Source organism: Lysobacter antibioticus HS124 (assembly GCF_000336385.2).
GTDB lineage: Bacteria > Pseudomonadota > Gammaproteobacteria > Xanthomonadales > Xanthomonadaceae > Lysobacter > Lysobacter firmicutimachus.
Genome location: NZ_HG424546.1, coordinates 1 through 24,783, shown reverse-complemented (window position 1 = coordinate 24,783; position 24,783 = coordinate 1). Strand labels below are relative to the sequence as shown.

Below are 24,783 nucleotides of genomic sequence, written 5' to 3'. Positions count from 1 at the left end.
TGGCCCGTCGATGGATGCGGCCGGCCGCGGGCCGGCCCGATCCTATCCCGTTGGACCGCGGAGCGCGGATCTCCACGCGGCGGACGAATCGACCCGACCGATCCGCCGGCGCTGCGCGACGCCGGCGAGTGCGCCGGCCGTTAGCGTGCGCCGCGCTTGCCGCGCGGCCAGGCCGCCAGCGCGCCCAGAGTGGCCAGGAACATATCGGTGTGCGCATCCCAGACGTCGCCCTGCTGACCGTTGTAGGACTCGGCGTCCTGCGGCGACATGGTCAGGGCGATCGCCCATTCGATCCATTCGTAGATCAGGCTGGTGCACATGACCGCGGCGACCGCGAGCGCGAAGGCCTGGCGCGCGCTCAGCGCCGGCCAGCGCTGGCGGAAGTACTCGCGCACCGCCGGGGCGAAGCACAGTCCGTAGAGGAGATGGATCAGCCGGTCGAAGTGATTGCGCTGGAAGCCGAGGGCGCGGTCCAGCGACCAGCCGCCGGTCAGCCATTGGATCCAGCGGTCGTAGGGCACATAGGAATACAACCAGCGCGCGGCGATGCAGTGGGTGAGCATGAAGCCGCAGATCGCCAGGAAGTGCCCGTCGCGCAGCGGCCAACGGCGGTCGTGGCGCCACAGCCAGAACAGGCCGACCACGGTCAGCACGCTGTGCATGCCCTGTTCGAACGGGCTGGTCGGGGCGATCCAGGTCAGCGCGAATACCAACAGCACCACGGCCAGGGCCGATTTCTTGACGAGACTCATGCGCACCGACAGGGACGGAAGGGATCGAGTGAGCTTAATTCCCTGCGCTCCGTTTGGGGGCTGCGTGCCCCGTGCGCGCCCGGCGAGCGGGGTTGGCGCGGCAAACGAAAACGGCGGGCCGAAGCCCGCCGCTCTCTCGCCGCGAATCGCGCGCGATCAGCCGATGTGCACGCGCTCGCCGCCAGCGTGGGCGACCACTTCGCCGATGCGCCAGTGCGTCAGGCCCAGGCGGGCCAGGTCGGCCTCGGTCGCGGCGACCGCTTCGTCCGGCACCACCAGCACGAAGCCGATGCCGCAGTTGAAGGTGCGCCACATCTCCTCGCGCGGCACCGCGCCCTCGCGCTGCAGCCAGTCGAACACCGGCGGCAGGGTCCAGGTGGCGGTGCGGATGTCCAGGCCGAGGCCGTCCGGAATCACCCGGATGATGTTCTCGGTCAGGCCGCCGCCGGTGATGTGGGCCATGGCGTGGATCGAATGCTCGCCGCCGTTGGCGCGCAGCAGTTCCAGCACCGGCTTCACGTACAGCGCGGTGGGCGCCATCAGCGCATCGATCAGGCGCACGCCGCCGACGGCGATGTCGCCCGGGCGGCCGGCGCGGTCGAAGATCCGGCGGATCAGCGAATAGCCGTTGGAGTGCGGGCCGCTGGAGGCGATGCCGATCAGCACGTCGCCCTTGCGCACGCGCGCGCCGTCGAGCAGCCGCGACTTTTCCACTGCGCCGACGGTGAAGCCGGCCAGGTCGTACTCGCCCGGCGGGTACATGTCGGGCATTTCCGCGGTTTCGCCGCCGATCAGCGCGCAGCCGGCCAGTTCGCAGCCCTTGGCGATGCCGCCGACCACGGCCACGGTGGTGTCGACGTCGAGCTTGCCGGTGGCGAAGTAGTCGAGGAAGAACAGCGGCTCGGCGCCCTGCACCAGCACGTCGTTGACGCACATGCCGACCAGGTCGATGCCGATGGTGTCGTGGCGGTTGAGCTGCTGGGCCAGCTTGAGCTTGGTGCCGACGCCGTCGGTGCCGGACACCAGCACCGGCTCGCGGTACTTGCCCGACAGGTCGAACAGGGCGCCGAAGCCGCCCAGGCCGCCCATCACCTCGGGACGGAAGCTGCGCTTGACCAACGGCTTGATGCGTTCGACGACCTCGTTGCCGGCGTCGATGTCGACGCCCGCATCGCGGTAGGTCAGCGGCTTGGGAGAGGTGTCGGAGGAGGAAGCGGTCACGGCGGCCCCGGGGTGGTCGCGGAGGGAAGCCCGCGATTTTAGCAGGCTGGGGCGGGGCGAGCGTGAGCCGATAGCTGCCATGAGACAGCGAAAGCCAAGCCGGCCGGGCATTTCGCTGTCTCCCGACGCCGCTCCGCTGTAGTCCACCTCCGACCCATTCAGCCCCGCAATGGACTCGCCGCCCCGCCTGCGGCACCATTTCGGACCTTGAACGCCGTCGTCCGGATCCGCTGCGGCGGCCGGTCTCCGGGCCGGGCCGGCGGCTCGCAACGCGGGCGGGAAGCCCGCTCCACAGACGAATTAGGGACAGCGATGGGCTGGTCGATGGGTAAGGCAATCCGAGGTTGGATGATCGCAGCGCTGCTGCTGGCGAGCTTCGCGGCCGGCGCGCAGCGGGTCGAGGGCGATCGCGCCCAGGCCGAAGGCGCGTTCTCGGCAGAAGTCCAGGTCAACGGCCAAGGCGAAGCCGAGCGCAACGGCGCGATGGCGCGAGCCCTGGCCCAGGTGCTGGGCAAGATGTCCGGCGACCGCGGCGCGGCCGGCCGGCCGGGCGTCGGCCAGGAGCTGCGCCGGGCCAAGGACTACGTCAGCGGCTACGACTACCGCCAGGACGAAGGCGTCTCGCCGGTCACCGGCGCGCCGACCTTCCAGACCACCCTGGTCGTCAGCTTCGACCAAGCCAAGGTCGAGGCGCTGGCTTCGACCCTGGGCCTGCCGATCTGGCCGCAACCGCGGCCCAAGCCGGTGTTGTGGATGGCGATCGACGACGGCAGCGGCCCGCGCCTGGTCGGCCTGGCGCAGGCCAACGCCGCCCGCTCGGCGCTGAACCGCGCGGTCGATCGCGGCTACCGCCTCGGCCTGCCGTCCGGCAGCGCCGCCGAACAGGCCACCGTCGGCGCGATCTGGCGCGGCGACGTCGCCGCCGTGGCGCGCGCCTCGTCCCGCTACAGCCCGCCGATGCAGCTGATCGGCAAGGTCTACCGGGTCAAGACCGGCGGCTGGAAGGGCGATTGGACCTTCGTCGACGGCGGCAAGACCCTCAACAGCTGGTCGACCACCGACGCCGACGCGCGCCGGGTCATGGCCGGCGGGGCCGACGGCGCCGCCGACGCGCTGATGAAGCGTTACGCCAAGCGCAGCGTGGCCGGCCCGCCGGGCACCTATCGGGTGGTGTTCAGCGGCGTGCACAGTGCCGAGGGCTACATCCGCCTGTCCGGCTATCTGCAAGGCCTGCCGGTGGTGCGCAAGATGACCCCGGTGCGGGCCACGCCCGACAGCGTCGAGTTCGACCTCGAGCTGCTGTCCGGTTTGCCCGGCCTCAAGCGCATGGCCGATACCGGCGGCACGATCGAGGCGCTGGAAGGCCTCGAAGGCCAGCCGCCGGTCTACCGGCTGCGCTGACCGATGCACCGCGCTCCTATCGACGACATCGCCCTGTTCCTGCGCCGCCTGCAATGGACGGCGTTGGGCGTGGGCGCGTGCTGGCTGCTGTGGGTGCTGGCGCCGGTGCTGACCCCGTTCGTGGTCGCGGCCATGCTCGGCTGGCTCGGCGACCCGCTGGTCGACCGGATCGAACGCACCGGCCGCTCGCGCAACACCTCGGTCACCCTGGTGTTCACCTTCATGGCGCTGCTGGTGGTACTGGTGCTGGTGATCCTGGTGCCGCTGATCGAACGCCAGATCAGCACCCTGATCGTGTCGCTGCCGAGCTACCGCGACTGGTTCACCGCCACCGCGATTCCGTGGCTGGAGCAGCGCACCCGGCTGGAAATCAGCGACTGGCTGGACCTCAACCACCTGATCGAACTGGTGCGCAGCAACTGGGAGCGCGCCGGCGGTTTCGCCACGACCCTGCTGGGTTATCTGTCGCGCTCGGGCTTCGCCCTGATCGGCCTGGTCGCCAACATCGCCCTGCTGCCGGTGCTGACCTTCTTCTTCCTGCGCGACTGGGACGTGCTGGTCGACCGGGTCGCCTCGCTGATCCCGCGCGATTACCTGGCCACGATCAGCCGCCTGGCCAAGGAGTCCGACGAGGTGCTCGGCGCGTTCCTGCGCGGCCAGTTCCTGGTCATGCTGGTGCTCGGCGTGATGTACGGCGTGGGCCTGTGGGGCGTGGGCCTGGACCTGGGCATCCTGATCGGCATCATCGCCGGCCTGCTGACCTTCGTGCCTTACCTGGGCCCGGCCAGCGGCATCATCCTCGGCGTGATCGCCGCGCTGGTGCAGTACGGCGACTGGAAGCACGTGCTCGGCGTGCTGGCGGTGTTCGGCGTCGGCCAGGTGGTGGAGAGCTACTGGCTGACTCCGAAACTGGTCGGCGACCGCATCGGCCTGCATCCGGTCGCGGTGATCTTCGCCGTGCTCGCCGGCGGCCAGTTGTTCGGCTTCCTCGGCATGCTGCTGGCGCTGCCGGTGGCCGCGGTCGCCAACGTGCTGCTGCGTTACGCGCAGGAGCGTTACACCCACAGCCGCCTGTACGCGGGCGAGCAGCCCACCATTCTGATCGATCCGGCGCAGGCGCCGATCGTGCCCAAGGCGAACGACGCCGGTCGTACGGAGCGCGAAGTCGAGTGAGTGTTCCGCAGTTGCCGCTGACCCTGCGTTATCCGCCGGATCAGCGTTTGGAAACCTATGTGGATGCGCCGGACGGAGCGATCGCGCAGTTGCGCGCGCTGGCCACGCACACCCACGAGACCGCCGGCTACGTCGATCCCAGCGGCGCCGACTGGGTCTATCTGGCCGGCCCGTCCGGAGTCGGCAAGACCCATCTGCTGCTCGGCGCCTGCGCCGAGGCCGACGCGGCCGGACGTCGCGCCGCCTATCTGCCGCTGGCGGCCGCGGTCGGGCGTCTGCGCGACGCGCTGCATGCGCTGGAAGGCAACGACCTGCTGGCGTTGGACGGGATCGAAGCCATCGCCGGCCGGCGCGAGGACGAGATCGCGTTGTTCGACACCCATAACCGCGCGCGTCAGGCCGGCATCGCGCTGATCTACGCCGCGCGCGAGAACCCCGACGAACTGGCCCTGACCCTGCCGGACCTGCGTTCGCGACTGTCGCAGTGCACGCGCCTGGTGCTGACGCCGCTGAACGACGAAGGCCGGGCGCAGGTGCTGCGGCAACGCGCGCAGCGGCGCGGGTTGGCGCTGGAAGAGGCCGCGCTGGAATGGCTGCTCAAGCGCACCGACCGCGACCTGGGCGGGCTGACCCAGACGTTGGACAAGCTCGACCGCGCCTCGCTGGCCGCGCAGCGTCGCATCACCGTGCCGTTCCTGCGCCAGACTCTGGGCGCGGATTGATTCTGCGCCGTCGGTGCCCGCGTAGTGCCGCTTCCCGGGAGTAGGAGCGGCGCAAGCCGCGACCGCTGGACGCGCAGAGAGCCCAACGCCGATGTCATCGATCGAAGCCATGGACCCGCGCCTGTAAGCGCGGCGCCCCAAGGCAATACCGCTCAACCTTGCCCGTCGTCCTGCGCGACCGCCGCGCGCAGCGCCTCGTCTTCGATCGCGCCGCCCCAGCCGTTGCCGTGGATCAGCTCGTGCAGCGGCAGGCGCGAGCGCCAGCCTTGGGTTTCCAGTTCGGGACGCGGCAGGAATTCGCTGACATAGCCCAGGCACAGGTAGGCCAGCGGGAACACGCCTTCGGGCAGGTTCAACACCCGCGCCAACTCGTTCGGTTCCAGGATGCTGACCCAACCCACGCCGATGCCTTCGGCGCGCGCGGCCAGCCACAGGTTCTGCACCGCCAGGCAGGCGCTGAACAGGTCGGCGTCGAGCAGGGTGTTGCGGCCGAGCACGTGCGGGCCGCCGCGCTGGCGGTCGCAGGTGATGCACAGGTTGATCGGGCTGTCGACGATGCCTTCTAGCTTGAGCCGCCGGTACAGCGCGGCGCGCTCCTCGCTGTAGTTCGCCGCGGCTTCGGCGTTGGCCTCGTCGTACAGCGCCTTGACCCGCCGCTTCAGCGCCGGGTCGTCTACCAGGACGAAGTCCCAGGGCTGCATGAAGCCGACCGAGGGCGCGTGGTGCGCGGCGCGCAGCAGGCGCGCCAGCGCATCGGGCGGAATCGGATCGGGACGGAACTGTGAACGCACGTCGCGGCGTTCGAAGATCGCCCGGTACAAGCCGCGGCGTTCGTCTTCGGAGAAGCGGTGGTCGGCGCTCATGCGGGCAGGAAGATCGCGGTTCAGCCGAGCAGGCCGGCGTAGACAGCCAGGTCGGCCTCGGAATAACAACAGAACACGACTTCCTCGATGCCCGTGCCGGTATGCGCGAGCACGGTGTCGATGGCGATCCGCGCCGCGGCCTGCAGCGGATAGCCGTAGATGCCGGTGCCGATGCAGGGAAAGGCGATGCGGCGCAGGCGGTGGCGTTCGGCCAGCGCCAGCGCGTTGCGATAGCAGTCCGCCAACAGATCCGGCTCGCCGTGTTCGCCGCCGCGCCAGACCGGCCCGACCGTGTGGATGACATAAGCGGCGAGCAGGCGATGACCGCGGGTGAGCTTGGCCTCGCCGGTCTTGCAGCCGCCGAGCAGGCGGCATTCGGCGACCAGTTCCGGGCCGGCCGCGCGATGGATCGCGCCGTCGACGCCGCCGCCGCCGAGCAAGGACGAATTGGCGGCGTTGACGATCGCGTCCACGCTCAGCGTGGTGATGTCGGCGCGGATGGCGTGCAGGCGCATGTTCAGTCCTGGGCCGGCCAGTCGATGAATTCCGGCGCCACCGCGTCGGTCAGCCAGACGCCGTTTTCGGATTGGAAGAAGCTCAGGCCGCGCGCGTGCATGTCGCCGGCGCGAATCGACAGCACCAGGGCCTTGCCGTGGCGGCTGCCGACCTCGATCGCGGTGTCCGCGTCGGACGACAAGTGCACGTGCTGGCGGCTCTGCTTGACCAGGCCCAGGTTGCGGATCGACTTGGCGAAGCGGGTCGCGGTGCCGTGGTAAAGCACGGCCGGCGGCGCCAGCGCGGTCAGCGCCAGGTCGATCTCGATCGAGTGGCCTTGATTGGCGCGGATGCGGGTGCCGTCGGCGCTGATCGCGAAGCGCTGCTTGTCGTTGTCGCGCACGACTTGCTCGATCAACGCGCGCGTTACCGGCTTGCCGTCGGCATTGGCCAGGCGGATCAGGTCGTCGAGGTCGGCCCAGCCGTTGCTGTCGAGGCTCAGGCCGATCGCTTCGGGTTCGTGGCGCAGCACCAGGCTGAGGAATTTGCTGGTCTTGGTGAGGCTGACGGCGGTCATGGGATTCCAGTTCGCAGGGAGGAGAGGCTGCGGTGGTTCAGGCCGCGCGATATCGATGGGGGGGCATTCAGCCGTGCGCCGCCGCGCTCAGCGCGGCGTCGAGTCGCTGCAGGCGCTCGGGCGTGCCGACGTCGGTCCAGCGGCCGCGATGGTGCGAGCCGCTCAAGCGGCCGGCGTCGGCGGCCTGACGCAGCAGCGGCACGATGCTGAAGCGCGGCGGGTCGAGTCGCGCGCCGGCCGCGTCGCCGGCAATCTCGCGCCAGCGCTCGAACAGCGAAGCGCGATACAGGCCGATGCCGGAATAGGTGAGCTTGGCGGCGCCTTCGTTGCCGATGCGACCGTCGTCGCCGAGATGGAAATCGCCGTGCGGATGCTGGACCGGATTGTCGACCAGCAGCAGATGCGCGTCGCCGTCGAGCGCGCGCGGCAACGCGGCGAAGTCGTAGTCGGTCCAGATATCGCCGTTGACGACCAGGAACGGCGCATCGGCGGCGGCGCCTTCTTGCAGCAGCGACAGCGCATGCAGCATGCCGCCGCCGGTTTCCAGCGGCGTCGCGCCCTCGTAGGAATAGCGCAGGCGCAATCCCCAGCGCGCGCCGTCGCCGAGCGTGGCCGGGAACTGTTCGGCCAGCCAGGAGGTGTTGACCACGACCTCGTCGACGCCGAGCGCGGCGAGTTTGTCCAGGTGCCATTCGATCAGGCGTTTGCCGCCGACGCTGAGCAAGGGCTTGGGCGTGTGCAGGGTGAGCGGCCGCATGCGCTCGCCGAGGCCGGCGGCGAAGATCAGCGCCTTCATGCGCGCGCGTCCGCGGCTGCGGCGTTGCCGGTCAGGGCCGGCCGCACGTGGCGCTCGACGATCTCGGCCAGCGGGGCCAGTTCCGGATAACGCGGCAGCACGATGTCGAGATACGCCAGGAAGCGCGGCGCGTCGGCCAGGTACTTGGGCTTGCCGTCGCGATGGTGCAGGCGCGCGAACAGGCCGAGAATCTTGATGTGGCGCTGCAGGCCGGCGAAGTCGGCGTCGCGGCGGAAGCGCGCGTAGTCGGGCAGGGGGATGCCGGCGGCGGCGGCGCGAGCGTGGTAGCGCGCCAGCCAGGCTTCGATGCGTTCCTCCGGCCAGCTGACGAAGGCGTCGCGGAACAGACTGATCGGGTCGTAGGCGATGGGGCCGCGCAAGGCGCCCTGGAAATCGATCACCGCCAGGCCGCCGGGCACCGGCATCAGGTTGCGCGGCATGAAGTCGCGGTGGATGAACACCTGCGGCTGCGCCAGGACATTGTCGAGAATGCGCCGGTAGGCCAGGTCCAGGCGTTCCAGATCGCCGCAGTCCAGGCTCAGGCCGAGGTGGCGGCCGAGGAACCATTCGTCGAACAGGCGCAGTTCGCGGCTGAGGAAGGCTTCGTCGTAAGGCGGCAGGTCGTCCGGGCAGGGCAGGGACTGGACCTTCAGCAACTGGTCGAAAGCCAGCTCGAACAGGGCGTCGGGGTCGGCCTCGCCGGCTTCCACGGCCTGCAGGAAGGTGCGTTGGCCCAGGTCTTCCAGCAGCAGGAAGCCGCGCTCGGGGTCGGCCTGGAACACGTGCGGCACGCGCACTCCGCCGGCGGCCAGCACGTCGCGCAGGCGCAGCCAGGGACGCGGATCTTCCAGTTCCGGCGGCGAGTCCATCACGATCACGCTGGCGCCGGCGAAGCGGCGCTCTGCGTCGCCCACGCTGCCGCGCCAGTAGCTGCGGAAGCCGGCGTCGAAGGAGGCGCGGACGAGGTCGAGGCGATCGTCGCCGGTCGCGGCACGGGCCCAGGCCAGGCGGGCGGCGTCGCGGTCGGTAGGGGACGGCTGGGTCATGCAGGCTCCATGCGGCGAAGGCCGCAGGCGCACAGGGTAGCCGGCCGCGCCGCGTTGGCAACCTCGCGCGTTCAGGGGTAGGAGCGGCGCTCGCCGCGGCCGTGCTCCCTCGGCGGCGTCGACGCCGCTCCCGGACCACCGCACCGCCGCGCGCGTCGCATCGCCGTCTTCATGAAGCGGCGCGGCAACCCCTCGCCGGTACCCTCGCCCGTAAAGATGTAGGGCGAAGCCCACGTCGCCGTCGCCCGGATGCAGTCGCCACCGCTGCTTCCGGCCTAGGACGCCGTGGGCCCCGCCCTACGGGTGCCCGGTGCGCGGGCCGCGGCCTGCGCAGTTGCGGGATGGAGCCGGCGCGGCGCCGTTCCGTTGCGGCGGCACGTGCGCAGCGTACGGCCGCGCGCGGCCCCATCCCGCGGGTCGAACGAGGTCAGGCGGCCGCTGTCTGGCGCGCTTCCAGCGACGCCAGCCACTCGTCGTCGGAGCCTTCGGCAACGCCCTCGAACAGGAACGTGGACAGGTAACGCTCGCCGGTGTCGGGCAGCATCGCCAGCAGCACCGAGCCTTCCGGCGCCTGCTCGGCGACCTGCAAGGCGGCGGCGACCGTAGCGCCGGCGGAGATGCCGACGAACAGGCCTTCCTCGGCGGCGAGGCGGCGCGCGGTGTCGCGCGCGCTGAGGTCGTCGACCGGACGGATCTCGTCGGCGATCGTGCGGTCGAGCACGCCGGGCACGAAATCCGGCGTCCAGCCCTGGATCTTGTGCGGCTGCCAGTCCTTGCCGCTGAGCAGGGAGGCGCCGGCCGGCTCGGAGGTGACGATCTTCAGATCCGGACGGGCCAGCTTGAGCACCTGGCCGGCGCCGCTGAGGGTGCCGCCGGTGCCCCAGCCGGTGACGAAGTAGTCCAGCCGCTTGCCGGCGAAATCGCGCAGGATTTCCGGGCCGGTGGTGCTGCGGTGGTAGGCCGGGTTAGCCGGGTTGTCGAACTGGCGGGCCAGGAACCAGCCGTGCTGCTCGGCCAGTTCGGCGGCCTTGCGCACCATGCCGCTGCCGCGTTCGGCGGCGGGCGTGAGGATCACCTTGGCGCCGTACGCGCGCATCAGTTTGCGCCGCTCGACCGAGAAGGTCTCGGTCATCACCGCGACGAAGGGATAGCCGCGCGCGGCGGCGACCATCGCCAGGGCGATGCCGGTGTTGCCCGAGGTCGCCTCCACGATCGTCTGGCCGGGCTTGAGCGCGCCGCTGCGTTCGGCGTCGAGCACGATCGCCAGCGCCAGGCGGTCCTTGACCGAGCCGCCGGGATTGAACGATTCGACCTTGGCGTACAGCGATACGTGCTTGGGCGCGATGCGATGGAGCTTGACGATCGGCGTGTCGCCGACGGTGTCGAGGATGCTGTCGTACAGAGGCATGAAAGGCTCCCGTGGCGTGGGTTCGGATGCGGTGAGTGACTCAGGCGGCCGCGGCGTAGTGCGCGCCGGTGTCGCCGAGCGGTGCGCGGCCGAACCAGTGCAGGCGTTCGGACAGAGCGGCAACTTCGCCGATGATCAGCAGCGCCGGCGAGCGCACCTGGTGTTCGGCAGCGCGCTCGGCGAGGTTGGACAGGGTGCCGGCGACCACCCGCTGGTTCGGGCGCGAGCCGTTTTCGATCAGCGCGAACGGCGTGTCGGCGGCGCGGCCGTGTTCGATCAGCTTGTCGCGCAACACGTCCAGACCGGACACGCCCATGTACACCGCCAGGGTCTGCCGCTCCAGCGCCAGCGCGCGCCAGTCCAGCGGTTCGGCCGAGTCTTTCAGATGCGCGGTGACCAGGCGCAGCGACTGCGCGTGGTCGCGATGGGTCAGCGGAATGCCGGCGTAGGCGGCGCAGGCCAGGGCCGCGGTGACGCCGGGCACGACTTCGTAATCGATGCCGTGCTCGCGCAGCGCTTCGAGTTCCTCGCCGCCGCGGCCGAACACGAACGGATCGCCGCCCTTGAGCCGGACCACGCGCTTGCCGGCGCGGGCGTGCTCGAGCATCAGCGCGTGGATGCGCTGCTGGGTGGACTGGTGATCGGTGGGGTGGGTGAGTTCGATCGCGGCGCAGGCGGCCTGCTTGCCGACGTCGATCAGCTCGGCGTCGCGGCGCGCCAGCTTGAGCACTTCGGCGCTGACCAGGCGGTCGTGCAGGATCACGTCGGCTTCGTTGAGCACGCGCAGGCCGCGCAGGGTCAGCAGGCCCGGATCGCCGGGGCCGGCGCCGACCAAGGCCACCGAACCGCGTTCGCCCTGGCGCGCGGCATCCTCGCCGAGCGCGGCGTCGAAAGCCTGTTGCGCTTCGGCTTGGCGGCCCTGGCGCAACAGCGCCTGCAGCGGCCCTGCCAGCAGGCGGTCGAAGAAGCGCCGGCGCGCGCCGAGCTCGGGCAGACGCGCGCGGATGCGTTCGCGCTGCGCGGCGAGCAATTCGGCCAGCGCGCCCAGCGATTCGTCGTAGCGGGTTTCCAGGCTTTCGCGCAGGTGACGGGCGAGCATCGGCGCGGCGCCGCCGCTGGAGATGGCGATCTGCACCGGGCCGCGTTCGACCCGCGCCGGCACGTGGAAGCTGGACGCCTCGACGTCGTCGACCACGTTGACCCAGATCCGCCGCGCTGTGCCGGCTTCCGCCACGGCGCGGTTGACCGCGGCATCGTCGGTGGCGGCGATCGCCAGCCATACCCCGTCCAGCCAGTCTTCGACGAAGCGGCCGGGGCGGTGCTCGATGCGGCCCTCGGCGACCCAATCGGACAGCGCGGGGATCAACGCCGGGGCGCCCAGGCGGACCCGGGCGCCGGCTTCGAGCAGGGCCGCGGCCTTGCGCAGCGCCACCGTGCCGCCGCCGACCACGAGCACCTCGCGTCCGTGCAGATCGGCGAACAGGGGAAACAGAGCGCGGGTCATGGCGGCGACCGGGTAGCGGGGTGGGAGGACGGTACGACGCTACGGCCCCCTGCCGGCGGCGGGAAATGACGGCGCCGCCTTTGCACATGCCGCGGCGTAATGAGCCGCGCTACCTATTACTTGCGTTCAGAAACCAAAACTGGACAAGCTGTTGCCGCGCTGGCTAATCTAGAAATCCTTCCATCCGAATAGAGCGATAGATCACGTGGACGCGATCCGCCCGAGCCGCTGCCGACCGCACCGTCCCCTCCGTTCCGGGACCGGCTGTTGTCGCCGCCTGCGCCGTCGCGCCGCCGATCCCTCCCTCTTACGGACCGCCTCGCCATGACCCTCACCCAACTGCGCTACCTGGTCGCGATCGCCGATTCCGGGTTGAACATCACCCTGGCCGCGGAGCGTGTGCACGCGACCCAGCCCGGCCTGTCCAAGCAGCTCAAGCAGCTCGAGGACGAGCTCGGCTTCCTGCTGTTCGTGCGCAAGGGCCGTAGCCTGGAAGCGATCGCACCGGCCGGCGAACGGGTGCTGGAACATGCCCGCCGGATCCTGGAAGAAGCGGCCAACATCCGCGCCTACGCCGCCAACGAGCGCGGCCAGCATGCCGGCCGGCTGGTGCTGTCGACCACCCATACCCAGGCGCGCTTCGTGCTGCCGCCGGTGATCGCCCAGGTCAAGCGCAACTTCCCCCAGGTCAGCGTGCACTTGCAGGCGGCCTCGGACGGCGAGGTGCTGTCGAACCTGTCGCACGGCAATGCCGACCTGGCGGTGATCAGCACCGCCGGCGCCGCGCCCGAGGGCGGGTTGGCGGTGCCGCTGTTCCGCTGGCGCCGGGTGGTGCTGGTGCCGCGCGCGCACGCCCTGGCCAAGCTGGACCGGCCGCCGACGCTGTCGGAACTCGCTGCCGAGCCGTTGATCAGCTACGAATCCTCGACCCGGCCCGAGTCGTCGCTGCGCCGCGCCTTCGTCGCCGGCGGGCACGAACCGTTGCTGGCGATGACGGCGCGCGACGCCGATCTGATCAAGACCTATGTGCGCGCCGGTCTCGGCGTCGGCCTGCTGGCGGAGATGGCCGTCACCGCGCGCGACGAAGACCTGCGCGCGCTGACTGCGCCGGATGCGCTGCCGGAGTGCGTGACCTGGGCGGTGATCCCGCGTGCGCGGGTGCTGCGCGACTATGCGCTGGAGCTGATCCACGGGCTGGCGCCGCAGATCGACCGCCGCGACCTGCGCCGGGTGCTGGAAGGCAATCTGGAGCCGCAATGGCCGCTGGCGCCGACCTGGGCCGAGCTGACCCAGTCGATCGGGACTTGATGCGGCGGGTTGGTCGGATAGACCGTTGTGAGGGGCGGCGACAACTAACAGCAAATCCCCCCCTGGCCCCCTTTTTCAAAGGGGAATGCTTTGAGTGGGAGGCGTGGAGGTGTGGGTGCCTGCTCCATTACGGCATGCCGCTACGTCGCGGGCGTCGTAGATGAGTGGCGCCGGTGCATCGCCCGAGGCGTTACACCGCTGATACCGGTCGTCGCTCATGCCGATAAGCCGTCGGTACGGCTAAAGCGGCGGCGCGAGTACATTGGATCGCCTGCGCGAGTAGATCGCTGCCAAGGGTAGACCGTTGGCAGGTGCGGGTCGTTGGCGGGTGCAGGTCGTTCGAGTCGAGACGCCGCTTTTGCCGCTCTTCTCTTGAAGCTTCTGCCGTCCCCTTTAAAAAAAGGGGGCAGGGGGGATTTGCTTCCGCCTGTGCTGTTCGCTTCCCACCAAAACCGAACTCAAGCCGCCTGCGGTTCCGCCGGTTCGCTGTCGAAATGCAGGCCGCATTCGCGCTTGAGGCCGAAGAAACGGGTGTCCTCGTCGCGCATGCCCGCTTCCAGCGGACGCGTGGTGTGGACGTCGCCGATCGAGACGTAACCCTGGTGCCACAGCGGGTGGTACGGCAGGTCGTGCGCGCGCAGATAGTCCCAGATGTCGCGGTCGCTCCAGTCGGCCAGCGGGTGCAGTTTCCAGCGGCCGTCGCGCAGTTGCAGGAAGTCGATGTTGGCGCGGCTGCTGGACTGGCTGCGGCGCAGGCCGGCGATCCAGGTGCGCACGCCGAGTTCGGCCAGGGCGCGCTGCATCGGCTCGACCTTGCGCATGCGGTTGTAACGCTCGATGCCCTCCACGCCCTGTTCCCACAGCCGGCCGAAGCGCGCCTCCATCCAGGCCACGCCGATCTGCGGCCGATAGACCTGCAGATTGAGCTGCAGGCGCTCGCCGAGCTCGTCGATGAAGCGGTACGTTTCGGGAAACAGGTAGCCGGTGTCGATCACGATCACCGGAATGGCCGGCGCCTGCCGGGTGACCATGTGCAGCGACACCGCCGACTGGGCGCCGAAGCTCGACGACAGCGCGTGTTCGCCGGCGGTGTTTTCCAGCGCCCAGGCCACGCGCTGCTCGGCGCTGCGGGTGCCCAGCCAGGCGTTGAGTTCGGCCAGCGCGCGCGGCGACTCGGCGGCGGTGACGGGATCGATCGGAGCGCTCATGCGGCGGCCTCTGCAATCAGGACGACGGGAATGCCGGTGGGGGTGGGATACGGAATCGCGACCACGCCGCTGCGCACCAGATAGTCGCCGAAGCCTTCGTCGGCGGCGGCGTCTCTGGCGTAGCCGGCCAGCAGCGGATCCAGCGCGGCGAGGATCTCGGCCTCGGCGATGTTCTCGCGGTACAGCGTGTTCAGGCGCTGGCCGCGATGGTCGGCGCCGAGCATCAAGTTGTAGCGCCCCGGCGCCTTGCCGACCAGGGCGATCTCGCCCAGGTAGGGACGCGAGCAGCCGTTCGGACAGCCGCTGATGCGCAGGTTGATCGCCGCCTGCGCAATGCCGTGGCGGTCGAGCAGGGTTTCGACCTGGGCGACGAAGTCGGGCAGGTAGCGTTCGGCCTCGGCCATGGCCAGGCCGCAGGTCGGCAGCGCCACGCAAGCGATCGCGTTGCGACGCACGGGGCTGGCGGCGCGGTAGCCGTCCAGGCCGTGCTGCGCGACCAGCGCATCGACTTCGGCGCGCACCGGGGCCGGAACCCCGGCGATGACCAGGTTCTGATTCGGGGTCATGCGGAACTGCGCGCCCTCGTGCGTCAGCAGCAACCGGGCGATTTCGCGCAGCCCGCTGAGGTGGCTCACCGCGGCGCCTTGCCCGTCCAACGGGCCGTCGACGATCCGTCCGGCCGGAATGCGCAGGGTCAGGTGGCCGCGGCCGTCGTCGCCCTCGACCCAGCCGAAGCGGTCGCCGTTGTGGCGGAAGGCGAACGGGCGCGCCGGAAGGAGAGGGAAACCGGCGCGCCGTTCGACTTCCGCTTTGAACCAGTCCAGGCCGCGGTCGTCGATGGTGTACTTCAGCCGCGCGCGCTTGCGCACGGCGCGATTGCCGAAGTCGCGCTGGGCGGTGACCACCGCCACGCCGACCGGGATCACCTGCTCGGGCGTCGCGAACCCGATCACATCGCCCAGGCGCGGATAGGTTTCCGGATCGCCGTGGGTCGCGCCCATGCCGCCGCCGACGGTGACGTTGTAGCCGAGCACGCGGCCGTCCTCGATCACCGCGATGTAGCCCAGGTCCTGGGCGAACACGTCGACGTCGTTGTAGGGCGGAATCGCGAAGCCGATCTTGAACTTGCGCGGCAGGTAGACCTCGCCGTAGATCGGCTCGTCTTCACTGCCGCTGCCGGCGACGCGCTCTTCGTCCAGCCAGATCTCGTAGTAGGCGCGGGTGTTCGGCAGCAGGTGCTCGGACAGCGCCGCGGCCTGGGCGAACACCTCGGCGTGGCTGGCCGAAAGCTGCGGATTGGCGGCGACCGCGACATTGCGGTTGACGTCGCCGCAGGCGGCCAGGGTGTCGATCAGCGCGGCGTTGATCGCCTGCATGGTCGGCTTGAGTTCGGTCTTGATCACGCCATGGAACTGGAACGCCTGGCGCGTGGTCACGCGCAAGCCGCGTTCGGCGTAGGTCGTGGCCACCGCGTCGAGCTTGAGCCACTGCTCCGGCGAGACCACGCCGCCCGGGGTGCGGGTGCGGATCATGAAACTGTAGGCCGGCTCCAGCCGCGCCTGGCGGCGCTCCTCGCGCAGGTCGCGGTCGTCCTGCTGGTAGCTGCCGTGGTACTTGATCAGGGTCTGATCGTCGTCGTTCAGCGCCCCGGTGACCGGATTGGCCAGGCTTTCCAGCAGGCTGCCGCGCAGCCGCGCGCTGGAGCGCTTGATGTCCTCGACCGAATGCGCGCTCATGCCGCGGCTCCGGCGCGGCGCTGCGCGCTGCGCGGATGCAGCCCGAATGAAACGCGGCCCGTGGGCGTCGGCACGCTCTTGCCGGCGCGCTCGATCGCATCGGTGACGTTGCCGCGTTCCATCCGGGCCGCCGGGGCAAGCCGCGATCCGTTGCGATCAGTAGACACGAAGCCGAACCTGGCGGCCTGCGACGTGCGGCCCGATTCGATCGATTGGCGATGGCCGACAGCGCGCATCAGTACACGTCCCGGGCGTAGCGGCCCTGTTGCTGCAGTTGATTGAGATAGTCCTCCGCGTCTTCCGCGCTCTTGCCGCCGTGCTCGGCGATCGTCGCCAGCAGCGCCGCGTGCACGTCCTTGGCCATGCGCGTGGCGTCGCCGCACACGTACAGGTGGGCGCCGTTCTGCAGCCAGTCGTAGAGTTCGCGGCCGCGTTCGCGCAGGCGATGCTGGACGTAGACCTTGTGGCTTTGGTCGCGCGAGAAGGCCAGATCGAGGCGGTGCAACTGGCCGGACTTGAGCGCGGCCTGCCACTCGGTCTGGTAGAGGAAGTCGGTGCGGAAGTGCGGATTGCCGAACAGCAGCCAGTTGCGGCCGCCGGCGCCGTCGGCGGCGCGCTCCTGGACGAAGCCGCGGAACGGCGCGACGCCGGTGCCGGGGCCGATCATGATCACGTCGCGCGAGCCGTCAGCGGGCAGGCGGAAGCGTTCGTTGTGTTCGACGAACACCGGTAGGCGATCGCCTTCGGCGGCGCTGGCGAGCTGGTGCGAGGCCGCGCCCCAGCGGGTGCCGGCGGCGGTTTCGTACTGCAGGTGAGCGACGGTGAGATGGACTTCGTCGCCGACCAGCTTCTGACTGGAGGCGATCGAGTACAGCCGCGGCGTCAGCGGGCGCAGCGCCGCGACCAGCTCGTCGGCGCTCCAGTGGCCGTCGTAGCGCTGCAGCAGGTCGATCACCTGGCTGTTGGCGAGCAGGTCGGTCAGCGCGGCGGCCTGGTCCGGGGCCAGCAGGCGGTTGAGTTCGTCGCTGCGGGCGTGCGCGGCGTGGCTGGCGACGAACGGCCGTGCCAGCTTGGTCAGCTCGCGCTTCTCGCTCAGCCATTGGCGCAGCGGCAGTTCCTGGCCGGCGTGGGCGACCGCGGCGTCGCCGTCGAGGTCGAGGGTGTGCAGCACCGCCTCGACTAGCTGCGGCGGGTTGCGCGGCCACAGGCCGAGCGCGTCGCCGGGCTGGTAATGCAGGCCCGAGCCCTCCAGCGAGAGTTCGATGTGGCGCACGTCCTTGTCGGAGCGGTAACGGCCGGCGATCGCCTGGGTCAGGCGCTGGTTGCCGATCAGCTCGGCCGCGAAAGGCGCATCGCGGTGGTGCGCCGGCGCGCTCGGCAGCGGCCGCAGCGGGGTCACCGTGGCCAGGTGCGCGGCGGCCGGCTTCAGGGTTTCCTTGGCCTGGGCCAGGGCCTGCTGCAGCCACGGCGCGGCCACGGTCTCCAGGTCCAGGTCGGCGTCGCCGCGGGCGAACAGGCGGTGGGCGCCGAGTTCGGCCAGGCGCGCGTCGAGCTTGTGGCCGATCGCGCAGAACTGCGGATAGCTGGAATCGCCCAGGCCGAGCACGGCGTAGCTGAGCTGCTTGAGTTCGGGCGCGCGCTTGCCGGCGATGAACTCGACCAGGCCGCGGGCGTCGTCGGACGGGTCGCCGTCGCCCTGGGTGCTGACGACCAGATAGAGCAGGCGCTCGTTCTTGAGTTCGCGGGTCGGGTAGGCGTCGGCACGCAGCAGGCGCACGTTGAGACCGGCCGCTTCGGCCTGCCCGGCGAGCTGCTCGGCCAGGCGCTTGGCGTTGCCGGTCTGGCTGCCGTAGACGATGCTCAGCCGCTCGCCGTTGCGGGCGTCGGCGACCGGCGCCTGCACCGCCGCGGCGAGGCCGCCGCCGGCGCGGGCCAGGCCGGCGGCATAGCCGGACAACCACCACAGGCTGTCTTTGTCCAGGCCGTCGGTGAGACGGGCGAGCGAGTCGAGCCGGTCCGCGGGCAGCGGAGTGGCGAGCAGGGCGGGAGCGGACAGGGCGGCGGCGGGCACGGCGGTCGGCTTCTGGCTTGGGAGTCAGCAGGCTACGAGCCGGTGCCGGGGGCGCGGAAAGGATGCTCGGTTATGCGTTCATGACCTGCGCTCATTTCTCCGCGATTCCGGGGGGATTTCTAATGGCCCCCGGGGTCGAGGCTCCGGACCGGCCGTGCCGGGCCGGCCGCACCCCGCCTTCGCCGGCGCCGCCGGCGCCCGCTGCGCCGCGCCGGCGACCGACCTCGCCGACTACGCGCACAATCTCCGCCGGCCGCCGCCGCCCGAGCACCACGAGTCCGCTTGCATGAGTGCGTCACCCGAACTGAGCCCGCTGTTCGACACCGCCGCCGACCCGTCCGCGCCGCCGCAGCTGGCCGCGCGCACGCTGAGCCATCTCGACCGGCTCGAGGCCGAGAGCATCCACATCCTGCGCGAGGTCGCCTCGGAGTTCCGCAATCCGGTGATGCTGTACTCGGTCGGCAAGGACAGTTCGGTGCTGCTGCATCTGCTGCTCAAGGCCTTCTATCCCTCGCGGCCGCCGATCCCCTTGCTGCATGTCGACACCGGATGGAAGTTCGGCGAGATGATCGCGTTCCGCGACCGCCGCGCGGCCGAGACCGGCGTCGACCTGCGCGTGCACGTCAATCCCGACGGCCTGGCCCAGGGCGTGGGCCCGATCAGCCACGGCGCCGCCGTGCACACCGACGTGATGAAGACCCAGGCGCTGAAGCAGGCGCTGGACTGGAACCGCTTCGACGCCGCGATCGGCGGCGCGCGCCGCGACGAAGAGAAGTCGCGCGCCAAGGAGCGGATCTTCTCGTTCCGCAACCCGCAGCACCGTTGGGACCCGAAGAACCAGCGCCCGGAGCTGTGGAACCTGTACAACACCCGCATCCACGCCGGCGAAAGCGTGCGCGTGTTTCCGATCTCGAATTGGACCGAACTCGACGTGTGGCTGTACATCTACCGCGAGCGCATCCCGGTGCCCTCGCTGTACTTCGCCGCGCAGCGTCCGGTGGTCGAACGCGACGGCAGCCTGATCCTGGTCGACGACGAGCGCCTGCCGCTGCGCGAGGGCGAGGTGCCGCAGCAGCGCAAGGTGCGCTTCCGCACCCTGGGCTGCTATCCGTTGACCGGCGCGATCGAATCCGAGGCCGACACGCTGGAGGCGATCATCGCCGAGATGTTGGTCGCGACCACCTCCGAGCGCCAGGGCCGGGTCATCGACCACGACCCCTCGGCGTCGATGGAGCGCAAGAAACAGGAAGGGTATTTCTGATGAAGCCGGGATTCGGGATTGGGGATTCGGGATTGGTCGAAGCGGAGCGCGGCGACGCGGAGGTGGAACCGGTGAGCGGGGAGGTTCTGGCTTTTGCCAATCCCGAATCCCGAATCCCCAATCCCGTCGGCGACAGCGTCGCCGACTACCTGCGCCAGCACGAGCGCAAGAGCCTGCTGCGCTTCATCACCTGCGGCAGCGTCGACGACGGCAAGAGCACCCTGATCGGGCGCCTGCTGCACGACACCAAGCGCCTGTTCGACGATCAACTGGCCGCGCTCAGCGCCGACAGCCGCCGCCACGGCACCCGCAACGGCGAGATCGATTTCGCCCTGCTGGTCGACGGCCTGGCCGCCGAGCGCGAGCAGGGCATCACCATCGACGTGGCCTACCGGTTCTTCGACAGCGCGCGGCGCAAGTTCATCGTCGCCGACTGCCCCGGCCACGAGCAGTACACCCGCAACATGGCCACCGGCGCCTCCACCGCCGACCTGGCCGTGGTCCTGGTCGACGCGCGCAAAGGCCTGCTGACCCAGACCCGCCGCCACAGCTACATCGTGTCCCTGCTCGGCATCCGCCACGTGCTGCTGGCGGTCAACAAGATGGACCTGGTCGATTTCGATCGCGATGTGTTCGAGCGCATCGCCGGCGAATACCGCGAGCTCGCCGCCCAGCTCGGCATCGAGCACGTGCAGGCGGTGCCGCTGTCGGCGCTGGAGGGGGACAACCTGATCGAGCGTTCGCCGGCCACGCCCTGGTACGACGGCCCGAGCGTGCTCGAGTACCTGGAAACCGTCGACACCGCGCGCGCCGAGGCGGAACTGGGCCTGCGCCTGCCGGTGCAGTGGGTCAACCGCCCGCACCAGGATTTCCGCGGCTTCGCCGGCACCATCGCCGCCGGCGAAGTGCGCCCGGGCGACGAAATCGTCGCCTTGCCGTCGGGCCGCCGCTCGCGGGTGCAGCGCATCGTCACCGCCGACGGCGACCTGTACTACGCCCGTTCCGGCCAGGCGGTCACCCTGACCCTGGAGGACGAACTCGACATCAGCCGCGGCGACGTCATCGCCGCGGCCGAACGTCCGGCGGAAGTGGCCGATCAGTTCGCTGCGCACCTGCTGTGGATGGATGCGAACGCGCTGCTGCCGGGGCGCTCGTATTGGCTCAAGATCGGCGCGCGCACGGTCGGCGCCAGCGTCACCGAGATCAAGCACAAGATCGACGTCAACAGCCAGGCCCAACTCGCCGCCAAGCACCTGGAGCTCAACGAGGTCGCGGCGGTCAACCTGGGCCTGGACCAGGCGATCGCGTTCGAGGCTTACCGCGACAACCGCGAGCTCGGCAGCTTCATCCTGATCGACCGCCAGAGCAACGCCACCGTCGCCGCCGGCACCCTGGATTTCGCCCTGCGCCGCGCCGGCAACCTGCACTGGCACCCGGTCGACGTCGACAAGGCCGCGCGCGCCCGCAGCAAGCACCAGAAGCCGCGCTGCGTCTGGTTCACCGGCCTGTCCGGTTCGGGCAAGTCGACCATCGCCAACCTGGTCGACAAGCAACTGCACGCGCTCGGCCACCACACCTTCGTGCTCGACGGCGACAACGTCCGCCACGGGCTCAACAAGGACCTGGGCTTCACCGACGAGGACCGGGTCGAGAACATCCGCCGCGTCGCCGAAGTCGCCAAGCTGATGACCGACGCCGGCCTGATCGTGCTGGTCAGCTTCGTCTCGCCGTTCCGCGCCGAGCGCCGGCTGGCGCGCGACTTGTTCGAGGACGGCGAATTCGTCGAAGTGTTCGTCGACACCCCGCTGCAGGAAGCCGAGCGGCGCGACGTCAAGGGCCTGTACGCCAAGGCCCGCGCCGGCCGCATCCCCAACTTCACCGGCATCGATTCGCCCTACGAAGTCCCCGAAGCCCCCGAGCTGCGCCTGCCGACCCTGGAGCACGATGCGCAGGCGCTGGCGCAGCGGGTGATCGACTATTTGCGGTGAAGCCGGGATGTGGGATTGGAGATTGGGGATTCGCTAGAAGCGGAGATTCGGGATTAGTAAGTCGGGATCGGTGGGGCGATGGAAGGCGGTGGATTCGAGTTCTGCCGTGTTTCGCATCAAGAAAAAAGCGGACCGGCGAGGGTCCGCTTTCTTTTTGCGCGTCGGGGACATGCCGAACGGCTCTGTTGCGGCCCGCCCTCACGAAACCGAGCCGCCGCACCGCCGCTCTCGCCAATCCCTAATCCCTAATCCCTAATCCCGGCCTCACTTGGCCGCCTTGGCCCGAATGATCTCGTACAGAAACAACAGCACGATCGCGCAGATCACCGACACGATCAGGCCGATCAGGCCGCCGCCGGCGTAGAGCAGGCTGCCGATATAGGCGCCGGCGATGCCGAGCAGGATGGTCAGGATCCAGCCCATCGGATCGGCGCCGGGCTTGAAGAAACGCGCGAGTACGCCGATGACCGCGCCGATGATGATGGTGTACACGATACCGCCGAGCATGGCTTGCCTCCTTCGGATGGGTGGCTGACGCCGCTGGATCATGTGGCGGGGGCTGTCGCTGTTGCGTGAGGGCTGGGATGGGGAACTCGGGATTGGCGTAGGCGTGGGGGATGCGGGATTGGCAGAAGCCGGGGGCGAGGGATGAGCTGGAGAGCGGTAGGCGGCCGGCCGAAGCCGGATCTCGGCTCTCGCGGGGCGGGCGCCGGCTTCGCTGGCTCTGCCCGGCATTTCCGCGAAAGCGGGGCCGGAGACGTCAGCATGCGGTTGCGGCACGCCAGTCGCCTCAGAGAGTCCGGCCGGCGCGGTCCGGGCGGTAGCCATCCCGGCTCGCAGCGGCTCACCGGCCCCAAAACAAAAGCGGACCCTCGCGGGTCCGCTTTGTTCGTGCCGGAAGGATCGAAACCGAGCCAGCCGAAGCGAAGACTCAAGCGAGGCAGCCTCACTGCTCCTGCCAATCCCTAATCCCGAATCCCCAATCCCGGCCGCTCAGCAACAACCGTGATCGCCATGCCGATCGCCGCTGTCGGCGACCGCGGCCACGCCGGTGGTTTCGCCGCGCTGGCCGGCCAGGTGGTGCTCGGCGACCACCCGCGCGACGCAGGCGGTGACCCGCTTGCCCATCGGGATGTGCAGGAATTCGTTCGGGCCGTGGGCGTTGGAGTGCGGACCGAGCACGCCGGTGATCATGAACTGCGCGCCCGGGAACTTCTCGCCGAGCATGCCCATGAACGGGATCGAGCCGCCTTCGCCCATGTACATCGCCGGCTGGCCGAAGAACTCGCGGCTGGAGGCGTCGATGGCCTTGGACAGCCAGGACGACATCGCCGGGGCGTTCCAGCCGCTGGACGATTTTTCCAGCTCCAGCGAGACCTGAGCGCCGTTCGGCGGGTCGCGCAGCAGCACGTCCTTGAGCAGTTCGCCGGCGCGCTTGCCGTCCAGGGTCGGCGGCAGGCGCAGCGACAGCTTGACCGAGGTGTGCGGGCGCAGCACGTTGCCGGCCGAGGCCAACGGCGGCATGCCGTCGACGCCGGTCACCGACAGCGCCGGGCGCCAGGTGCGGTTGAGCACCAGCTCGGCCAGGTCGTCCGCCATCGGCTTCATGCCGGGCAGGAACGGGAACTTGTCGTAGACCGCCGTGCCCAGCACCTTGGCCGCCTGGCGCGCCTGTTCGATGCGCTCTTCCGGCACGTCGACGTACAGGCCTTCGACCAGGATCTTGCCGCTGGTCTCGTCCTCCAGCCGCGACAGCAGCTGGCGCAGCAGGCGGAAGCTGGACGGCACCACGCCGGAGGCGTCGCCGGAGTGCACGCCTTCGCTGAGCACCTTGACCGCGAAATTGCCGCCGGCCAGGCCGCGCAGCGAGGTGGTGCACCACAATTGCTCGTAGTTGCCGCAGCCCGAGTCCAGGCAGACCACCAGCGAGGGCTTGCCGATGCGGTCGGCGAGGTGGTCGACGTAGGCGGGCAGGTCGTAGCTGCCGGATTCCTCGCAGGCCTCGATCAGGATCACGCAGCGCGCGTGCGGGATCTTCTGGTCCTGCAGGGCCAGGATCGCCGCCAGCGAGCCGAAGATCGCGTAGCCGTCGTCGGCGCCGCCGCGGCCGAACAACTTGTCGCCCTTGAGCACCGGGGTCCAGGGGCCGAGGCCGTCGTCCCAGCCGGTCATCTCCGGCTGCTTGTCCAGGTGCCCGTACAGCAGCACGCAGTCCTCGTCGCTGCCGCCATGAGCGGCCGGGATGTCGATGAAGATCAGCGGCGTGCGGCCTTCCAGGCGCACCACCTCGACCTGCATGCCCGGGATCGACTGCGCCTTGGCCCAGGTCTCCATCAGCCGGACGGCGTCGTCCATATAGCCGTGCTGGACCCAATCGGCGTCGAACATCGGCGACTTGTTGGGAATACGGATGTATTCGACCAGTTGCGGGACGATCTCGTCGTCCCACTTCTGGCCGACGTAGCGGTCGACCTGGCTGGCGTCCATCGAGGAGCCTCTTGAGCGGGGAAGGGGGGCAGTTTACGCCTCCCGGGCCGTGTAGGACTTTTCCTACCCTGCGCTGCGGCTCCCCCCGACTTCGTAGGGGCCGGGCCGGCGATAACCTGTGCGGGTCGAGACATGGAGACTGTCTCCACCGGCGGAACACAAGGACTCAAGGACGTACGGCCGCCGGCCCGGAAAGGAATCCACTCTCAGGAGCACAACCATGAAGTCGTTTGCCCTCATCGCCCAGTCGCTGGTCCTGTCGCTGCTGCTCGCCGGCAGTGCCATCGCCTCGGAAAAGGTCAACATCAACAGCGCCGACGCGGCCACGCTGGATCGCGTGCTGCTCAACGTCGGAGCGTCCAAGGCCGAAGCCATCGTCGCCTACCGCAAGGCCAATGGGGCCTTCCGCAGCGCCGAGCAATTGGCCCTGGTGAAAGGGATCGGTCTGAAGACGGTCGAGAAGAACCGGGACCGGATCGTGGTCGGCGGCGCCACCCAGGGCCGTCCGATCAACACCGCGGGCGCGATCGCCGCCCCGCGCGCTGCCAGCAAGCGTTGAAATGAGTCTGCCGGCGCCGTAAGGACGCGGTGCCGGCAGCTGATCGGGCAAGGATGCTCGAAGGATTCGGGGGGAGGTCCCTGGACACGGAAGTACGCTGCCCCGCCGCGGACGGATCCGCGGTGGGGCACACCCTTTTTCGGGATTCGGGATTCGGGATTCGGGATTCGGGATTCGGGATTCGGGGCTCGGGATTCGGGATTCGGG

Annotated in this window: 22 protein-coding genes; 7 read left to right on the top strand and 15 right to left on the bottom strand. The window is 69.9% G+C overall.

Annotation, left to right across the window (positions count from 1 at the left end; genetic code table 11):
- Positions 1-140: 140 nt before the first annotated feature.
- Positions 141-752, bottom strand: coding sequence for a DUF2238 domain-containing protein (locus TX83_RS17630; protein WP_064749283.1), 612 nt, complete (start codon positions 750-752; stop codon positions 141-143).
- Positions 753-908: 156 nt separating this feature from the next.
- Entirely contained in the window at positions 909-1,973 is a 1,065-nt protein-coding gene (purM, locus tag TX83_RS17625; RefSeq protein WP_261370174.1) for a phosphoribosylformylglycinamidine cyclo-ligase, read from the bottom strand.
- 312 nt (positions 1,974-2,285) lie between these two features.
- Between purM and TX83_RS17620 the strand changes: the two genes are divergently transcribed.
- Genes TX83_RS17620 through hda form a run of 3 tightly spaced genes read left to right on the top strand, consistent with a single transcriptional unit; the run spans position 2,286 to position 5,269 of the window.
- Positions 2,286-3,374 carry a DUF2066 domain-containing protein gene (locus TX83_RS17620; protein ID WP_064749282.1) on the top strand — a complete coding sequence of 363 codons (1,089 nt, stop codon included), beginning with the start codon at positions 2,286-2,288 and terminating at the stop codon, positions 3,372-3,374.
- 3 nt (positions 3,375-3,377) lie between these two features.
- A complete protein-coding gene (locus tag TX83_RS17615) occupies positions 3,378-4,547 on the top strand; it encodes an AI-2E family transporter (RefSeq protein WP_064749281.1) in 1,170 nt (389 codons plus the stop codon).
- Complete coding sequence (hda, locus tag TX83_RS17610) at positions 4,544-5,269, top strand: DnaA regulatory inactivator Hda (protein ID WP_064749280.1); 726 nt, start codon at positions 4,544-4,546, stop codon at positions 5,267-5,269. Before TX83_RS17615 ends, hda begins: the two co-directional genes overlap by 4 nt.
- Before the next feature lie 152 nt (positions 5,270-5,421).
- Here hda and bluB read toward each other — a convergent pair whose 3' ends face one another.
- The 7 genes from bluB to cysG all read right to left on the bottom strand — a co-directional run bounded on the left by bluB (position 5,422) and on the right by cysG (position 11,958).
- On the bottom strand, positions 5,422-6,132 hold the full coding sequence (gene bluB, locus TX83_RS17605) for a 5,6-dimethylbenzimidazole synthase (protein WP_064749279.1): 711 nt from the start codon (positions 6,130-6,132) through the stop codon (positions 5,422-5,424).
- 20 nt (positions 6,133-6,152) lie between these two features.
- Positions 6,153-6,647: an O-acetyl-ADP-ribose deacetylase gene (locus TX83_RS17600; RefSeq protein WP_064749278.1), complete on the bottom strand. Its 495-nt coding sequence runs from the start codon at positions 6,645-6,647 to the stop codon at positions 6,153-6,155.
- A gap of 2 nt (positions 6,648-6,649) precedes the next feature.
- Positions 6,650-7,204 carry an RNA 2'-phosphotransferase gene (locus TX83_RS17595; protein ID WP_064749277.1) on the bottom strand — a complete coding sequence of 185 codons (555 nt, stop codon included), beginning with the start codon at positions 7,202-7,204 and terminating at the stop codon, positions 6,650-6,652.
- Positions 7,205-7,271: 67 nt separating this feature from the next.
- Positions 7,272-8,000, bottom strand: a complete 729-nt coding sequence (gene murU, locus TX83_RS17590; protein ID WP_064749276.1) for an N-acetylmuramate alpha-1-phosphate uridylyltransferase MurU — start codon at positions 7,998-8,000, stop codon at positions 7,272-7,274.
- Positions 7,997-9,046, bottom strand: a complete 1,050-nt coding sequence (locus TX83_RS17585; RefSeq protein WP_064749275.1) for an aminoglycoside phosphotransferase family protein — start codon at positions 9,044-9,046, stop codon at positions 7,997-7,999. The genes murU and TX83_RS17585 overlap by 4 nt, the downstream gene beginning before the upstream one ends.
- Positions 9,047-9,473: 427 nt before the next feature.
- Entirely contained in the window at positions 9,474-10,454 is a 981-nt protein-coding gene (gene cysK / locus TX83_RS17580) for a cysteine synthase A (protein WP_064749274.1), read from the bottom strand.
- 40 nt (positions 10,455-10,494) lie between these two features.
- On the bottom strand, positions 10,495-11,958 hold the full coding sequence (gene cysG, locus TX83_RS17575; RefSeq protein WP_064749273.1) for a siroheme synthase CysG: 1,464 nt from the start codon (positions 11,956-11,958) through the stop codon (positions 10,495-10,497).
- A gap of 324 nt (positions 11,959-12,282) precedes the next feature.
- Between cysG and TX83_RS17570 the strand changes: the two genes are divergently transcribed.
- The gene (locus TX83_RS17570; RefSeq protein ID WP_064749272.1) at positions 12,283-13,266 is read left to right on the top strand and encodes a LysR family transcriptional regulator; all 984 of its coding nucleotides are present in this window, start codon (positions 12,283-12,285) and stop codon (positions 13,264-13,266) included.
- Positions 13,267-13,724: 458 nt separating this feature from the next.
- Here the strand turns inward: TX83_RS17570 and TX83_RS17565 are convergent, their stop codons facing one another.
- From TX83_RS17565 to TX83_RS17555, 4 genes are read right to left on the bottom strand one after another with little or no spacing between them, the layout of a single operon-like run.
- Entirely contained in the window at positions 13,725-14,474 is a 750-nt protein-coding gene (locus TX83_RS17565; RefSeq protein WP_064749271.1) for a phosphoadenylyl-sulfate reductase, read from the bottom strand.
- Positions 14,471-16,210, bottom strand: coding sequence for an assimilatory sulfite reductase (NADPH) hemoprotein subunit (gene cysI / locus TX83_RS17560; RefSeq protein ID WP_064749270.1), 1,740 nt, complete (start codon positions 16,208-16,210; stop codon positions 14,471-14,473). The genes TX83_RS17565 and cysI overlap by 4 nt, the downstream gene beginning before the upstream one ends.
- Positions 16,207-16,446: a hypothetical protein gene (locus tag TX83_RS22915; protein WP_141233555.1), complete on the bottom strand. Its 240-nt coding sequence runs from the start codon at positions 16,444-16,446 to the stop codon at positions 16,207-16,209. The genes cysI and TX83_RS22915 overlap by 4 nt, the downstream gene beginning before the upstream one ends.
- Positions 16,446-18,281 carry an assimilatory sulfite reductase (NADPH) flavoprotein subunit gene (locus tag TX83_RS17555; RefSeq protein WP_428992575.1) on the bottom strand — a complete coding sequence of 612 codons (1,836 nt, stop codon included), beginning with the start codon at positions 18,279-18,281 and terminating at the stop codon, positions 16,446-16,448. Before TX83_RS17555 ends, TX83_RS22915 begins: the two co-directional genes overlap by 1 nt.
- A gap of 286 nt (positions 18,282-18,567) precedes the next feature.
- On the opposite strand from TX83_RS17555, the gene cysD reads away from it, so the two are divergent.
- Both cysD and cysN read left to right on the top strand, forming a co-directional pair.
- Positions 18,568-19,542 (top strand): sulfate adenylyltransferase subunit CysD, encoded by a 975-nt coding sequence (gene cysD, locus TX83_RS17550; protein ID WP_079248289.1) that lies wholly within the window; start codon positions 18,568-18,570, stop codon positions 19,540-19,542.
- The gene (cysN, locus tag TX83_RS17545; protein WP_079248287.1) at positions 19,542-21,530 is read left to right on the top strand and encodes a sulfate adenylyltransferase subunit CysN; all 1,989 of its coding nucleotides are present in this window, start codon (positions 19,542-19,544) and stop codon (positions 21,528-21,530) included. Before cysD ends, cysN begins: the two co-directional genes overlap by 1 nt.
- Positions 21,531-21,794: 264 nt before the next feature.
- Here the strand turns inward: cysN and TX83_RS17540 are convergent, their stop codons facing one another.
- Complete coding sequence (locus tag TX83_RS17540) at positions 21,795-22,037, bottom strand: GlsB/YeaQ/YmgE family stress response membrane protein (protein ID WP_064749268.1); 243 nt, start codon at positions 22,035-22,037, stop codon at positions 21,795-21,797.
- A 486-nt stretch (positions 22,038-22,523) separates the two neighbouring features.
- On the bottom strand, positions 22,524-24,017 hold the full coding sequence (locus TX83_RS17535) for a M20 family metallopeptidase (RefSeq protein ID WP_064749267.1): 1,494 nt from the start codon (positions 24,015-24,017) through the stop codon (positions 22,524-22,526).
- A 220-nt stretch (positions 24,018-24,237) separates the two neighbouring features.
- On the opposite strand from TX83_RS17535, the gene TX83_RS17530 reads away from it, so the two are divergent.
- Complete coding sequence (locus TX83_RS17530) at positions 24,238-24,576, top strand: ComEA family DNA-binding protein (RefSeq protein WP_064749266.1); 339 nt, start codon at positions 24,238-24,240, stop codon at positions 24,574-24,576.
- The last annotated feature ends 207 nt before the right edge of the window (positions 24,577-24,783 follow it).

Excerpts from the sequence above, each read along its gene's own strand:
- TX83_RS17630 (WP_064749283.1), bottom strand. The coding sequence starts at position 752 with ATGAGTCTCGTCAAGAAATCGGCCCTGGCCGTGGTGCTGTTGGTATTC.
- TX83_RS17620 (WP_064749282.1), top strand. The coding sequence starts at position 2,286 with ATGGGCTGGTCGATGGGTAAGGCAATCCGAGGTTGGATGATCGCAGCG.
- TX83_RS17615 (WP_064749281.1), top strand. The coding sequence starts at position 3,378 with ATGCACCGCGCTCCTATCGACGACATCGCCCTGTTCCTGCGCCGCCTG.
- bluB (WP_064749279.1), bottom strand. The coding sequence starts at position 6,132 with ATGAGCGCCGACCACCGCTTCTCCGAAGACGAACGCCGCGGCTTGTAC.
- TX83_RS17600 (WP_064749278.1), bottom strand. The coding sequence starts at position 6,647 with ATGCGCCTGCACGCCATCCGCGCCGACATCACCACGCTGAGCGTGGAC.
- TX83_RS17595 (WP_064749277.1), bottom strand. The coding sequence starts at position 7,204 with ATGACCGCCGTCAGCCTCACCAAGACCAGCAAATTCCTCAGCCTGGTG.
- murU (WP_064749276.1), bottom strand. The coding sequence starts at position 8,000 with ATGAAGGCGCTGATCTTCGCCGCCGGCCTCGGCGAGCGCATGCGGCCG.
- TX83_RS17585 (WP_064749275.1), bottom strand. The coding sequence starts at position 9,046 with ATGACCCAGCCGTCCCCTACCGACCGCGACGCCGCCCGCCTGGCCTGG.
- cysK (WP_064749274.1), bottom strand. The coding sequence starts at position 10,454 with ATGCCTCTGTACGACAGCATCCTCGACACCGTCGGCGACACGCCGATC.
- cysG (WP_064749273.1), bottom strand. The coding sequence starts at position 11,958 with ATGACCCGCGCTCTGTTTCCCCTGTTCGCCGATCTGCACGGACGCGAG.
- TX83_RS17570 (WP_064749272.1), top strand. The coding sequence starts at position 12,283 with ATGACCCTCACCCAACTGCGCTACCTGGTCGCGATCGCCGATTCCGGG.
- TX83_RS17565 (WP_064749271.1), bottom strand. The coding sequence starts at position 14,474 with ATGAGCGCTCCGATCGATCCCGTCACCGCCGCCGAGTCGCCGCGCGCG.
- cysI (WP_064749270.1), bottom strand. The coding sequence starts at position 16,210 with ATGAGCGCGCATTCGGTCGAGGACATCAAGCGCTCCAGCGCGCGGCTG.
- TX83_RS22915 (WP_141233555.1), bottom strand. The coding sequence starts at position 16,446 with ATGCGCGCTGTCGGCCATCGCCAATCGATCGAATCGGGCCGCACGTCG.
- cysD (WP_079248289.1), top strand. The coding sequence starts at position 18,568 with ATGAGTGCGTCACCCGAACTGAGCCCGCTGTTCGACACCGCCGCCGAC.
- cysN (WP_079248287.1), top strand. The coding sequence starts at position 19,542 with ATGAAGCCGGGATTCGGGATTGGGGATTCGGGATTGGTCGAAGCGGAG.
- TX83_RS17540 (WP_064749268.1), bottom strand. The coding sequence starts at position 22,037 with ATGCTCGGCGGTATCGTGTACACCATCATCATCGGCGCGGTCATCGGC.
- TX83_RS17535 (WP_064749267.1), bottom strand. The coding sequence starts at position 24,017 with ATGGACGCCAGCCAGGTCGACCGCTACGTCGGCCAGAAGTGGGACGAC.
- TX83_RS17530 (WP_064749266.1), top strand. The coding sequence starts at position 24,238 with ATGAAGTCGTTTGCCCTCATCGCCCAGTCGCTGGTCCTGTCGCTGCTG.